This window comes from Allobosea sp. AK1, from assembly GCF_006714945.1.
Classification (GTDB): Bacteria; Pseudomonadota; Alphaproteobacteria; order Rhizobiales; family Beijerinckiaceae; genus Allobosea; species Allobosea robiniae.
This window is the reverse complement of sequence record NZ_VFMG01000001.1, coordinates 1788179-1801441: the sequence shown is the minus strand read 5'-3', so window position 1 is coordinate 1801441 and position 13263 is coordinate 1788179. Positions and strand designations below refer to the sequence as shown.

Sequence of the window (13263 nt, the reverse complement as noted above, 5' to 3'; positions counted from 1 at the left end):
CCGATCGAGCAAGGCGGGCGGGAGTGAGGACATGGGTGCTCGGGACAAGCCCGGGCATGACGGAATGAGACGTAGATGGTCAGTTTCGACCATGACGGGGTGAGAGCGCCACATGCCTTCTTTGAAGGACCTTAGAAACCGCATCGCTTCGGTGAAGTCGACGCAGAAGATCACCAAGGCCATGCAGATGGTCGCGGCTGCCAAGCTGCGCCGCGCGCAGTCGGCTGCCGAGGCTGCGCGCCCCTATGCCGAGCGCATGGAGACGGTGCTGTCGAATCTCGCGTCGGGCGTCTCCGGTTCGAGCGCCCCGCGCCTGATCGCCGGCACGGGCTCCGACAAGGTGCATCTGCTGCTGGTTCTGACCGCCGAGCGCGGCCTGTGCGGCGCCTTCAACTCCTCGATCGCGCGTCTTGCCCGCGACAAGGCGCTGGCGCTGAAGGCCGAAGGCAAGACGGTCAAGATCATCTGCGTCGGCAAGAAGGGCTACGACATCCTGCGCCGCCAGTTCGCGGCCGAGATCATCGAGTTCATCGACCTGCGCGAGTTCAAGCAGGTCGGCTTCGCCAATGCGGAGACGATCGCCCAGAACGTGCTGGCCCGCTTCGGCAATGGCGAGTTCGACGTCGCGACGCTGTTCTTCTCGCGCTTCCGCTCGGTGATCGCCCAGATCCCGACGGCGCAGCGCATCATCCCGGCCGAGATCCCGGAAGGGACGAAGCAGACCGACGCGGTCTACGATTACGAGCCGGACGAGGGCGAGATCCTCGAGGCGCTGCTGCCGCGCAACCTCACCGTCCAGATCCTGCGCGGGCTGCTCGAGAACGCCGCGTCCGAACAGGGCGCGCGCATGTCGGCGATGGATTCCGCCACGCGCAACGCCGGCGAGATGATCAAGAAGCAGACGCAGATCTACAACCGCTCGCGCCAGGCGATGATCACCAAGGAACTGATCGAGATCATCTCCGGCGCGGAAGCGCTATAACCGCCTAATCTTTCGTCGGCGGAGCGATCCGCCGGCAGCCGCAACATCCGAATGCGCTAGTCCCGAGGTTCCACCATGGCCAAAGCCGCTACCAAGACCACCAAGACGAAGACCGCCGAGAAGCCCGCCAACACCGGCACCGGCCGCGTTACCCAGGTCATCGGCGCGGTCGTCGACGTGCAGTTCGACGGCGCCCTGCCGGAGATCCTGAACGCGCTCGAGACCGACAACCTCGGCAACCGCCTGGTCCTCGAGGTCGCCCAGCATCTCGGCGAGAACACCGTCCGTACCATCGCGATGGACGCCACCGAAGGTCTGGTCCGCGGCCAGTCCGTCACCGACACCGGCGCGCCGATCGCGGTTCCGGTCGGCGACGAGACGCTCGGCCGCATCATGAACGTCATCGGCGAGCCGGTCGACGAGGCCGGCCCGATCCTGACCACGGCCCGCCGCGGCATCCACCAGCCGGCCCCGAGCTATGCCGAGCAGGCGACGGACGCCCAGATCCTCGTCACCGGCATCAAGGTCGTCGACCTGCTGGCGCCCTACGCCAAGGGCGGCAAGGTCGGCCTGTTCGGCGGCGCCGGCGTCGGCAAGACCGTGCTGATCATGGAGTTGATCAACAACGTCGCGAAGGCCCATGGCGGCTACTCCGTGTTCGCCGGCGTCGGCGAGCGCACCCGTGAGGGCAACGATCTCTATCACGAGATGATCGAGTCCAACGTCAACAAGAACCCCAAGGAGAACAACGGTTCGACCGCTGGCTCCAAGTGCGCTCTCGTTTACGGCCAGATGAACGAGCCCCCGGGCGCCCGCATGCGCGTCGCCCTTGCCGGCCTGACCATCGCGGAAGATTTCCGCGACAAGGGCCAGGACGTGCTGTTCTTCGTCGACAACATTTTCCGCTTCACGCAGGCCGGCTCGGAAGTGTCCGCGCTGCTCGGCCGCATTCCTTCGGCGGTGGGCTATCAGCCGACGCTCGCCACCGACATGGGCAACCTGCAGGAGCGCATCACCACGACCAACAAGGGCTCGATCACCTCGGTGCAGGCGATCTACGTCCCGGCCGACGACTTGACCGACCCTGCGCCCGCGACCTCGTTCGCCCACCTTGACGCCCGTACCGTGCTGTCGCGTTCGATCGCGGAAAAGGGCATCTACCCGGCGGTCGACCCGCTCGACTCGACCTCGCGCATGCTCTCGGCCGACATCGTCGGCGAGGAGCACTACGCCGTCGCGACCGCTGTCCAGCAGACGCTGCAGCGCTACAAGTCGCTGCAGGACATCATCGCGATCCTGGGCATGGACGAGCTCTCCGAAGACGACAAGATGACGGTGGCGCGCGCCCGCAAGATCGAGCGCTTCATGTCGCAGCCCTTCTTCGTCGCGGAGGTCTTCACCGGCTCGCCCGGCAAGCTCGTCCCGCTCGAGGACACCATCAAGGGCTTCAAGGGCCTGATCGAGGGCAAGTATGACCACCTGCCGGAAGCGGCCTTCTACATGGTCGGCTCGATCGAGGAAGCCGTCGAAAAGGCGCAGCGCCTGGCCGCCGAGGCCGCGTAAGCCTCTCGCGACCGGCGTTTCCGGGCGGCTGCTGCTGCCCGGAACCATGCCGGGCATAGGTTGTTGACAGATCTGGCAAGTCCCGCGGCCGGGATGAGGTCGGAGGAAAAGACAGGCGATGGCCACCTTCAAGTTCGAACTCGTCTCGCCGGAGCGCATCCTGTTCTCGGGTGAGGTCGTCAGTGTCATCGTCCCGTCGACCGAGGGCGAGATGACCGTGCTTGCCGGGCATGCGCCGCTGGTGGCGACGCTCAAGGCTGGCATCGTCTTCGTCCAGACGACGGACCAGAACGGCAAGGAATTCTTCGTCAATGGCGGCCTCGCCGAGGTCAACCAGGAAACGATGACCATCCTGGCCGAGCAGGGCAAGTTCCTCGAGGATGTCGATAGCGCCGTGCTCGACGCCGAGATCCTGACCGCCGAGACCCGCCTCGCCGGTTCGCACAACGACGATGAGAAGAAGCGCCTGCGGGAGGCGCTGGTGCAGTTGCGCGAATTCAAGCACGTCTTCGAGCAGCGCAAGGCGGCGTGATCCGCTCTTCAGCTCTGGAATTCGGAAGGGCCGCGCAAGCGGCCCTTTTTCGTTGGCGAAATGCTCGCCGTCCTGCTCGGGCTTGACCCGAGCATTTCTGGACCAAGAGGCGCTCTATTCTGCCTGAGATTCTCGGGCCTGCGCTTCGCTCCGCCCGAGAATGACGCGCATTGTTCGCGAACGCGTCCTAGGCTCCAGCCGCTGCGAAGCCCGCAAACGCCTGCGCCACCTTCTCGTAGACCGGCCGCTTGAACGGCACGACCAGCCCGGGCATCTCGGCGAGCCGGCGCCAGCGCCATTCGCTGAATTCCGGCGGCTCGTCGCCATTGGGCTTGCCGATGTCGAACGTGCTCTCGCTGCCGGTGAAGCGGAAGGCGACCCAGCGCTGGCGCTGGCCGCGGAAGGCCACGAGCTTGTGCCAGGGGCCGTCATAGGGCGGGAAGTCGTAGCTCCACCACTCCTCGGTCACCGCGAGCAGCTCGGCCTGCGTGACGCCGGTCTCCTCCTCCAGCTCGCGACGGGCAGCGGCGACGATGTCCTCGTCGGGATCGATGCCGCCTTGCGGCATCTGCCAGTCGAAGCCGGGCAGGACGATCTCGGGTCCGGCGCTGTGCGAGCGGCCCGCGAAGACCAGCCCCTGCGCATTGAACAGGGCGATGCCGACATTGGGGCGGTAGGGGAGGTTCATGGCGCGAGCATAGGGTGAGGCCAGGCGAAGCGAAACCGGTTGCGGATCAACCGCCTGACTTGGGAACGACGCAAGCGAGCAGGCCGGGGAAGCGCTGCTCGATATCGTCGCGACGCAGGGCGTTCATCCGGCTCACGCCCTTGTTGCGGGTGCGGATCAGGCCGGCCTCGCGCAGGACGCGGAAATGATGCGAGACGCTGGATTTAGGCCGGTCGCCCTCCAGAGCCTGGCAGCTCTGCTCACCTTCCACTGCCAGCCGGCGCACGACTTCGAGCCGAAACGGATCGCTCAAGGCATGGAAGACGTCTTCGAGCGCGATCTCTTCGGAGGCGGGCAGGCGGGCGTGTCGCATGGCCGGCAGCCTATCACAGGGTTTTGAACTTGCCAAAGTTCGAAAAATATCGAACTATCGAAACACAGAAACCCACCTGCGTGGAGCCGCATCATGCCTGGCCTGTTCGATCCCTTCAGCCTGAAGGACGTCACCCTCCGCAACCGCATCATCGCCTCGCCGATGTGCCAGTACATGGCTGAGGACGGCGTCGCCAACGAATGGCACCGGGCGCATCTCGCCGGGCTCGCACGTGGTGGTACCGGCCTCGTGGTGATCGAAGCGACCGGCGTCTCGCCGGAAGGCCGGATCACGCCTGGCTGCCTCGGCCTGTGGAATGACGGGCAGGCGGAGGCGCTGGCGCCGATCGTCGCGGAGATGCGCAAGGCCGGTGCGGTCGCCGGCATCCAGATCGGCCATGCCGGGCGCAAGGCCAGCGCCAACCTGCCCTGGGAAGGCGACGACCATATCCCGGCCAATGACGCGCGCGGCTGGGAGACGATCGCGCCCTCGGCGGTCGCACAGGGCGGCGGGCTGCCGCGTGTGCCCCGTGCTATGACCACGGCCGATATCGAGCGCGTACGCAGCGATTTCGTCGCCGCGGCCGAGCGGGCCCGCGACATCGGCATCCAGTGGCTGAAGCTGCATTTCGCCCATGGCTATCTCGCGCAGAGCTTCCTCTCGACCCATGCCAACAAGCGCGAGGACGCCTATGGCGGCAGCTTCGAGAACCGCAGCCGTTTCCTGATCGAGACGCTGGCCGCCGTGCGCAAGGTCTGGCCGGAGAACCGGCCGCTCTCCGTCCGGCTCGGCGTGATCGAATATGACGGGCGCGACGAGGAGACGCTCGCCGAGGCGATCGAGCTGGTGAAACGCCTGAAGGGCGAAGGGCTCGATTTCATCGATGTCAGCGTCGGCTTCTCGACCAACGAAGCGAAGATTCCGTGGGGGCCGGCCTTCCTGGCACCCGTCGCCGAGCGGGTGCGGCGCGAGACCGGCCTGCCCGCCTCGACGAGCTGGTACATCAGCAAGCCCGAGCAGGCCGACGCGCTGGTGCGCGAGGGCAAGGTCGACCTGGTGACGCTGGGCCGGCCGCTGCTGGCCGATCCGCATTGGCCTTATGCGGCGGCGCAGGCGCTCGGTGTCGAGAACCCGGCCTGGGCGACCCTGCCGGCACCCTATGCGCATTGGCTGGCGCGCTATCGCGCCGCCTGAGGCGTTTCATTCGAAGCGAGATGCGATGAGAGAGGGGCCTTGCGGCTCCTCTTTTCATGTGTGGTGCGGCGTTGCTCGCTCGACGCGCGGGAGATGCTCGCCTCTGCGGTGATACATGAGGCCTGGGGTCGCCGATAATGCGTTTTTGCCAGGGAACTTCTTCGGTGTTGACGCCATTTCAACATCTTATGATGTCAACAAGACTGGACGCACGGATATGCCGTGCCCCAACCAGCATGGCGCCCGGAGGCCAGACATGCCGATCGCTTCGCCCTCTCGCTCCTCTGTCCTGTGCCGGCGCGGTTTCGGACAGTTGGCCGTCGGGGCCGTGGCGGCCTGTTTCGCCGGAGGCCGACTGGCCCATGCGCAGGGTAACACCGCTATCCGCTTCGCGCTGGACCGCCGGTTCGATGCGCTGACGGCGCCGTTCCTGGCGGCACAGGACAAGGGCTATTTCGGCACCGAAGGGCTCGATGTCGTGATCGAGCCGGGCAATGGCGCACGCGCCATGCTCCAGCGCCTGGCCGCCGGCACGCAGGATGCAGGCTTCGGCGATATCAACGCGCTGATCCGCTTCCGCGACGAGAACCCGAGCGCTGATCTCAAGGCGGTGATGATCATCCATGATCGGCCGGGCTACGCCGTGATCGGCCGCAAGAGCCGGGGGATCACGACCGCCCCGACGAGCCTCGAAGGCCGCAAGCTCGGCACGGCCAGCATCGATGCCAGCTTCGCGCAATGGCCGATCTTCAAGAGCCTCAACAAAATCGACGACAGCAAGATCCGGGTCGAGACCATCGGCCTGCCGGTGCGTGAGCCGATGCTGGCTTCCGGTGAGATCGATGCCCTCTTCGCCTTCGGTCCCTCGACCGCCGTCTCGTTGAAGGCGCGCGGCGTGCCCGGCGAGGATATCGTGCTGATGGACATGGCCGATCACGGCCTGCTGCTCTACGGCAGTGCGGTGATCGTTTCCGGCAAGTTCGCCGCGGCCAAGCCGGATGCCGTGCGCGGGCTCGTGCGTGCCGTCATGCGCGGCGTCCGCGATACCGTGGTCAATCCCGGCGCTGGCGCGCAATCCGTCCTGCGCCGCAACGAGAGCGCCCAGGCCGACGTGGAGCGCGACAAGCTCGCCGCCGTGATCGAGCGCAACATCCTGACCCCGTATGTCCGCGCGCATGGTCTGGGTGGGATCGACCTCGAGCGCTGGACACAGGCGCTGGACCAGCTCGTCCTGGCGGGGAGCTTCCGCGACAAGGCGCGGGCAGGCGATGCGTTTACCGACGCCTATCTGCCTCCTGCCGGCGAACGCATGTTCTGAGCGCATCATTACGCTGGGAGATGGTACGCAAGACGCGGGTGACAGCCGGGAGCGGCCTGCCTATCGTGCCGCGCCTCCCACCGGACGTTTATTTTGATCCTGCCAGACCTGACCGATTACGCTGCGTTGCGCGAGCGCTTCCACTGGCGCATTCCGGAACGCTACAACATCGCCGTCGACGTCTGCGACCGCTGGGCCGCTGCAGAGCCTGATCGTCCGGCCATCATCGAGGTGTCGCAGGACTGGCAGGTGAGTCCGGTCAGCTTCGGCTGGCTGCGCGAGCATTCCAACCGGTTGGCCAATGCGCTGCGGGTGCGCGGCGTCGGTCGTGGCGACCGCATCGCCATCCTGCTGCCGCAGGGGCGAGCGGTGCTGACGGCGCATCTCGCCGCCTATAAGCTCGGCGCCATCGCTGTGCCCTTGGCGGCGCTGTTCGGCGTCGATGCGCTCGCCTATCGCCTGACCGACTCGGCTGCGAAGGTCGTGGTGACCAATGCCGGCGGGCTGGCGAAGCTCGGCCAGATCGCTCAGCCGCTGCCGGAGCTCGGCTTACGCATCTCCACCGATGGCGCCGATGGCGGGGTGGAGAGCTGGGACGCGCTGCTGGCGGAAGGCAGCCCGGATTTCACAGCCGTCGAGACCACGCCGGACGATCCGGCGCTGATGATCTACACCTCGGGTACCACAGGCAATCCGAAGGGCGCGCTGCATGGCCACCGCGTCCTGCCCGGTCATCTGCCGGGCGTGCAGATGCCCCATGAATTCATGCCGCAGCCGGGCGATCTCGCCTGGACGCCGGCCGACTGGGCCTGGGCTGGCGGCCTGCTCAACATGCTGCTGCCGGCACTGCATTTCGGCGTCGCGGTCGTGGCGCGGCCGGTGACGCGCTTCGAGCCGGAGGAGGCCTACCGGCTGATCCAGGATCTCGGCATCCGCAACGCCTTCGTGCCGCCGACCGCGCTCAGGATGATGCGCGGCGCGGGCAGCCCGCAGGGGCGCTGGCGCCTGAACCTGCGCACGGTCGCCGCGGCCGGCGAGGCGCTCGGCGCCGAGACGCTGGAATGGGCGCGCGAGGCGCTCGGCCTCACCATCAACGAGGCCTATGGCCAGACCGAGTGCAATCTCGTGCTCGCCTCCAGCGCCGCGCTCGGCATCAGCCGCCCGGGCGCGATCGGGAAGGCGGTACCAGGCCATGAGGTCGCGATCATCCGGCCGGACGGCACGGTCTGCGCGCCTGGCGAGGAAGGCCAGATCGCCGTGCGCCGGCCGGACCCGGTGATGTTTCTGGAATATTGGCGCAACCCCGAGGCGACCGCGGCGAAGTTCGTCGGCGACTGGATGACGACCGGCGACGAGGGCGTGCAGGACGAGGATGGCTATGTCCGCTTTATCGGCCGCGACGACGACGTCATCACCTCCTCGGGCTATCGCATCGGGCCGGGCGAGATCGAGGATTGCCTGCTGCGGCATCCGGCGGTGGCGCTGGCGGCGGCGGTCGGCAAGCCCGATCCGCTGCGGACCGAGATCGTCAAGGCCTTCGTCGTGCTGAAGCCCGATTATCGCGGCTCGAAAGCCCTGGTCTCGGAGTTGCAGAATTTCGTGCGGGCGCGGCTTTCGGCGCATGAATACCCGCGGGAGATCGCCTTCCGCGACGAGCTGCCGCTGACGACGACGGGCAAGATCATCCGTCGACTGCTGCGGGCCGAGGCCTGAACAGAGCGCGTCCGATCTTTTCGCGCATGCGGGCAGCGAGGTCGGCCGGCCGGCGCGCGGGCTGCGGGCGGCGCCAGGTGAGGCTGATCGTGCCGAAGGCCTCGTTGCGGGCGCCGAAGAGCGGCAGGCCGCCGGGTAGCAGGATCTGCCGCGAGGGCTGCGCCTTGCGCATCATGGCGAGCAGCATCGGCAGGGGCTCCAGCGCCGCGAAGGCCTCGTCGCCGACGCCGTGATAGAGCCAGCAGGAGGCGCCCTTTCCAAGCGTGAGCGCCGCTGCGATCGGCCGGTCGTCCAGCACCAGCACGGCGATCCGGCAGAGCCTCTGCCGGCCGAGATCGCGGCTCATGCTGCGCAGGAAGCCGACTTCGCGGGTGTCCTGCAGCGTTGCTTTGCCGGCCCGGCCGCGCGAGCCCGAGGCCTCGATCGCCAGCAGAATCTCGACAGCGTCACGCCGGTCCACCTGGTTCGTGGCTTCGGCAAGGATCAGGCGGCCCTTGTCCCGCAAGATCTCGTCGGAGGCGGCGATGCGGGCGGTGGGTGGTAGCTCGAGCCTGCGGCCGATGAGCGGCTGCCAACCGACCGTCACGCCATGGCCACCGGCGACGCGCGCGAGCGCGGCGGCGAAGGCGCCCGCGGGATCGATTCCCGAGAGGGAGAACGCCCCTGTGGCATGGCTGCGGCCGCGCCAGTCACGCAGGAAAGCGGCCAGAGCAGGCGCGGCGAAGCTGCGGTCGAGCAGCGGCGTGCCGTTCAGCAGGCGCGGATCGGCGAAGCCTTCCAGCGTATCGGATGCGAAGACATGGCGCTGCGTCCGGCAGGGAATGAGCCCAACGAGACGGCGCTGCGCCGAGCCCGGGCCGCCCTGCCAGAGCAGCATCAGCTCGACGTTGCGGAAGGAGATGAGATGCTGGGCGGCTGCAAGCGCGAAGCCCGGTTCGAGACAGGGATTGGCTTCAAGGGCGCGGCTTGCGAGGTCGGCCCATTCGTGGCGGATGCTTTCGCAGGCGGCGAGCGCGCGCAGCTCGCTGTAGACCGCCGCATCCGGGTGGGGAAGCGGCGGGTATGGCCGGGCTGCGGCCGCAGTGCCGTCGGTCGCTGCCAGAGCCGTGATCGTGCTCATCTGCCCGTACCCTCGCTGGATCGTTCCGGCGCGTTGCTGTGCCGGAATGGCAAGGCACGCGGGCGCGCCTCATCCATCAGGGGTTTGGGTTCAAGAAACGGGCCGACAGGTCAGGCGGGCTGCGGCTGCGCGGATGCCTGACCAAGGAAGGCGGACCAGAGCTTGCGCACGGTGTCCTCCTCGACGTCCTTGACGATCAGGACGAGGCGGGAGCGGTGATCCGCATCCGGCCAGGCATCGAGCTGGATCGGCGGATGTAGGATCTGCTGGACGGCATGGACGAGCAGGGGGCGGCCGGGCTCGCCGGCGATGTCCACCAGCCCTTTCAAGCGCAGCAGGCGCGGACCATGGATGGAGCGCAGCAGGGTCCAGAACAGGTCGAAGGTGGTGCGGGCGACGGGTTGCTCCGCGGTCAGGACGAAGGCGCGGATCGAGGCGTCGTGGCGGTTGACGTCATGCGGGTCCTGACGATCGCCATGGTCGTGCCCATGATGGTGGTGATCGTGGTCGTGATGATGGTGGTGGCCGGGCAATGCGTCTTCGGCGAGCCAGTGGCGCAGGGCATGGGGCTGTTGCGCGAGATCGTAGAGGCCGGCGCCGATCAGGTCGGTGGCGGGGGCGTCCGGCCGCAGGATGGCGATGCCTGGATTGAGCCCGTCGAGACGCTCGCGCAGGACGGCCAGGCTCACCGATGCGGCGAGCTCGGTCTTGGTCAGGACGAGCCGGTCGGCGGCGACGACCTGGCGCCGCGCCTCCTCATGCGCATCGAGCGTCGCCATGCCGTTGACGGCATCGACCAGCGTGACGACGCCGTCGAGCCGGAAGCGCATCGCGAGATAGGGGTGGTTGATCAGGACGTTCAGGATCGGGGCCGGGTCGGCGAGGCCGGTCGTCTCGATGACGAGGCGCGAGAAGGGCGCGATGCGGCCGTTGTCGCGCCCGCGCAGCAGGTCTTCCAGCGTGACGATGAGATCGTCGCGGATGGTGCAGCAGAGGCAGCCGGATTCGAGGAGGATCATGTTCTCCTCGATGCCCTCGATCATCAGGTGGTCGAGGCCGATCTCGCCGAATTCGTTTACGAGCACGAGCGTGCCGGCGAGCGCCGGGTCCTTCAGCAGGCGGTTCAGCAAGGTGGTCTTGCCGGCGCCGAGGAAGCCGGTCAGCAGGGTGAGCGGAACGGGGAGGGGGCGGGCAGGGTCGCCGGTCATGGATCGCTGAGCCTTTAGGCAGGCACGGTGCTCCGCCTCGTTTGTTCTAATATTACATTAGTGGCGATGGCGGCGATGACAAGGGCGCAGCCGGCATATTGCAGCGGGCCCAGCCGCTCAGTGAGCACGACGGCGGCGATAATGACGGCGAAGACCGGCTCGGCGCAGAAGGCAAGCCCGGCCGGGCCCGGCGCGATGCGGGCGAGCGCCAGGATCTGGAACAGGAAGCCGACGACATAGCCGCCATAGGTGATGGCGACGGCGATCGGCGCGAGCAGGAAGGTCTGTGGCGGCAGGAAGCCGCCGGTCGCCAGCAGCACCAGCGCCGCGACCGGCAGGATGACGACATGCGACCAGAACAGTTTGGGCAGGGTCGGCGTTTCCGCGCAGCGGGCAGCGGCGAAGAACTGCGCGGCCGCACTGAGGCTCGCCAGCATCGCGAGCGCCAGGCCGCGCGGATCGAGCCCATGCAGGTCAGGCCCGACGACGAGGGCGATGCCGAGAAAGGCTGCGAGGGCGACTGCCAGCCTGTCGGCGCGGAAGGGAGCAGGGGTCAGAACCGGCTCGGCCAGGACGATCAGGATCGGAAAGGTGTAGAACACCACCGCCGCGACCAAGACGGGCACGAAGGCGACCGATGAGAGATAGGCGATGCCGACCAGCGCCGTCGCCAGGCCGAAGAGCAGCACGGGCTGCCGCTCGCCGCGCCGCAGGGCCAGCGATCCGCGCCAGAATAAGGCGGCTCCGCCGACGAGGACGAGCATCAGGAAGACGCGGTAGAAGACGAGGAGCGGGCCGCTCAGGCCCGCTTGGCCGGCGATCTGGGCACTGACGATATTCGTGCCGAAGGCAGCGGCCGAAGCCAGCGCCAGGACGAATCCCCGGCGTTCGCTGGTTTGGTCCCGATCAGGGCTGCCTGGGTTCAATCAGGCCTCAGGCGTCGTTGCCGGGCTTGGCCTTGGCTCCGGCCGCGGGCTTGGCCGCTGGCGGCTTCGCGGCAGCCTGGGAAGGCTTGGGCTTGGCCGGCAAGGTGCGGGCCGGCGGGGTCTTGAGCGGCTGGGCCTTTGCCGGCTGGGTCTTGGCGGCCTGCGCCTTGCGCGGGGCGGGCTTGATGCCGGCGGCCGCGCCGGGGCGCAGGCTCGCGGCATTGGCGGCGCCGGGCCGGACGGCACCCTGGAGGCGCAGCGGGCCGCCTTCGAAGGCATCGGCCGAGGGCTGGACCGGCGCGCTTGCGGGCGCGAAGGCGGTTGTGCCGCGCGGGATCGCGCCGTTGCTCGAAGCGGTGCGACGGGTCGGGGGAATGGCGAGGCCGGCGGCGACCGGAGCATCCGGCTCGATCGTCGGGGTACCGCGGGCAACGCGCGAGCTCGGCTGCGCCGTGGCATTGGCGGCGAGCGGGGCGGAAGCGGAGCCCGGCGAGCGGCCGAAGGAGACCTGGATCGGGGAGACCTGGGCGCGCGGGCCCAGCGTGATGCGTCCGCGCGGAGAACGGCTCGCGACCGGTGCGGTCGACTGGGCGGAGAGCGCCGTCGCAAAGCGCCCGCCATCGGCTTCGTTGCCGCTATTGGCGGTGGCCATGGCCGAGATCGGGCCGGAGAGATCGGCATCGTCGGCGAGCGCGGCCCCGCCGCCACGATGGCGCACGTCGTCGCAGATATTGGGCGCGCGGGTGCCGCTCGGCGGCATCGAGGCGACGCTGTAGCCGGTGCCGCCCCAGGAGGCGAAGCCCGCATCGAGAAGCTGGGCTGCCTGCACCGTCCGCTCGGCGCCGGAAAGCGAGCCCAGCACCACGGCGATGAGCGTGCGCCCGCCGCGGTTCGCCGTCGCGACCACGTTGAAGCCGGAGGCGCAGGTGAAGCCGGTCTTCATGCCGCTGATGCCGGAATAGCGCCCGACCAGCCCATTGGTGTTGTGCATCACCTGCTTGCCGAGCTGCACGGCCGAGGTGCCCCAGTAATCGGAATAATCAGAGAAATCATGCATCAGCGCCATGGCGAGCACGGCGAGGTCGCGGGCGCTGGTCTGCTGGTCCGGATGGTCCCAGCCATTGGGATTGACGAAGCGGGTATCGCGCATGCCGAGGCGCTGCGCCTCGGCGTTCATCATGGCGACGAAGCTCGGAACGTCGCCGCCGACGCCCTCGGCCACGACATAGGCGATGTCGTTGGCCGATTTCACCATCATGATGCGCAAAGCGTTGTCGAGGGTGATCTCCGACCCCGGCTTTGCATAGACCTTCACGCGCGGCTGGCTGGCGGCGAGCTTCGAGACCGGGATAGCGGTCTCCAGGCTCAAACGCCCTTCCCGCACCGCCTTCAGCGCGAGATAGATCGTCATCATCTTGGTCGTGGAGGCCGGACGCCAGGCCTGGTTCGCATTCTCGCTCGACAGCACGGCACCGCTGGAGGCGTCGATGACGAGGCTGGTTCCGGCATAGGCCGGTCCCGTCAGGACGGCTCCGAGGGCGAGGGCGGCTGCGAGGCGGGAAGCGATCATCGGGCGGGTCTGAACCTGTCTTGCTCGGAGCGGTCTTGCGGATAGCTTGGCCAGTGACGACGGCGCACGGTTCAACGCGATGCATGCGGCAATTTCG

General features: G+C 68.0%; 12 protein-coding genes. 6 read left to right on the top strand and 6 right to left on the bottom strand.

The window, feature by feature from the left end; all coding sequences use genetic code 11:
- Nucleotides 1-112: 112 nt before the first annotated feature.
- The 3 genes from FHT98_RS09085 (at nucleotide 113) to FHT98_RS09075 (ending at nucleotide 3077) form a co-directional block, all read left to right on the top strand.
- Nucleotides 113-982 (top strand): F0F1 ATP synthase subunit gamma, encoded by an 870-nt coding sequence (locus tag FHT98_RS09085; protein WP_061971397.1) that lies wholly within the window; start codon nucleotides 113-115, stop codon nucleotides 980-982.
- A 75-nt stretch (nucleotides 983-1057) separates the two neighbouring features.
- Nucleotides 1058-2545 carry a F0F1 ATP synthase subunit beta gene (gene atpD / locus FHT98_RS09080; RefSeq protein WP_061971399.1) on the top strand — a complete coding sequence of 496 codons (1488 nt, stop codon included), beginning with the start codon at nucleotides 1058-1060 and terminating at the stop codon, nucleotides 2543-2545.
- A 118-nt stretch (nucleotides 2546-2663) separates the two neighbouring features.
- The gene (locus FHT98_RS09075) at nucleotides 2664-3077 is read left to right on the top strand and encodes a F0F1 ATP synthase subunit epsilon (RefSeq protein ID WP_061971400.1); all 414 of its coding nucleotides are present in this window, start codon (nucleotides 2664-2666) and stop codon (nucleotides 3075-3077) included.
- 187 nt (nucleotides 3078-3264) lie between these two features.
- Here FHT98_RS09075 and FHT98_RS09070 read toward each other — a convergent pair whose 3' ends face one another.
- Nucleotides 3265-3765, bottom strand: coding sequence for an RNA pyrophosphohydrolase (locus FHT98_RS09070; protein WP_142113816.1), 501 nt, complete (start codon nucleotides 3763-3765; stop codon nucleotides 3265-3267).
- 46 nt (nucleotides 3766-3811) lie between these two features.
- A complete protein-coding gene (locus FHT98_RS09065) occupies nucleotides 3812-4117 on the bottom strand; it encodes an ArsR/SmtB family transcription factor (protein WP_091860006.1) in 306 nt (101 codons plus the stop codon).
- 93 nt (nucleotides 4118-4210) lie between these two features.
- Between FHT98_RS09065 and FHT98_RS09060 the strand changes: the two genes are divergently transcribed.
- From FHT98_RS09060 to FHT98_RS09050, 3 genes are all read left to right on the top strand, one after another.
- Nucleotides 4211-5311, top strand: coding sequence for an NADH:flavin oxidoreductase/NADH oxidase (locus FHT98_RS09060; RefSeq protein ID WP_142113815.1), 1101 nt, complete (start codon nucleotides 4211-4213; stop codon nucleotides 5309-5311).
- A gap of 256 nt (nucleotides 5312-5567) precedes the next feature.
- Nucleotides 5568-6629, top strand: a complete 1062-nt coding sequence (locus tag FHT98_RS09055) for an ABC transporter substrate-binding protein (protein ID WP_185745109.1) — start codon at nucleotides 5568-5570, stop codon at nucleotides 6627-6629.
- 96 nt (nucleotides 6630-6725) lie between these two features.
- A complete protein-coding gene (locus FHT98_RS09050; RefSeq protein WP_142115714.1) occupies nucleotides 6726-8342 on the top strand; it encodes an AMP-binding protein in 1617 nt (538 codons plus the stop codon).
- Here FHT98_RS09050 and FHT98_RS09045 read toward each other — a convergent pair.
- The 4 genes from FHT98_RS09045 to FHT98_RS26635 all read right to left on the bottom strand — a co-directional run bounded on the left by FHT98_RS09045 (nucleotide 8311) and on the right by FHT98_RS26635 (nucleotide 13166).
- Nucleotides 8311-9462 carry a GNAT family N-acetyltransferase gene (locus FHT98_RS09045; protein WP_142113813.1) on the bottom strand — a complete coding sequence of 384 codons (1152 nt, stop codon included), beginning with the start codon at nucleotides 9460-9462 and terminating at the stop codon, nucleotides 8311-8313. The genes FHT98_RS09050 and FHT98_RS09045 overlap by 32 nt on opposite strands.
- A 110-nt stretch (nucleotides 9463-9572) precedes the next feature.
- Nucleotides 9573-10670, bottom strand: a complete 1098-nt coding sequence (locus FHT98_RS09040; protein WP_142113812.1) for a CobW family GTP-binding protein — start codon at nucleotides 10668-10670, stop codon at nucleotides 9573-9575.
- Between the two features lie 14 nt (nucleotides 10671-10684).
- Nucleotides 10685-11596 (bottom strand): DMT family transporter, encoded by a 912-nt coding sequence (locus FHT98_RS09035; RefSeq protein WP_142113811.1) that lies wholly within the window; start codon nucleotides 11594-11596, stop codon nucleotides 10685-10687.
- Nucleotides 11597-11603: 7 nt separating this feature from the next.
- Nucleotides 11604-13166, bottom strand: a complete 1563-nt coding sequence (locus FHT98_RS26635; RefSeq protein WP_185745108.1) for a D-alanyl-D-alanine carboxypeptidase family protein — start codon at nucleotides 13164-13166, stop codon at nucleotides 11604-11606.
- Nucleotides 13167-13263: the final 97 nt, after the last annotated feature.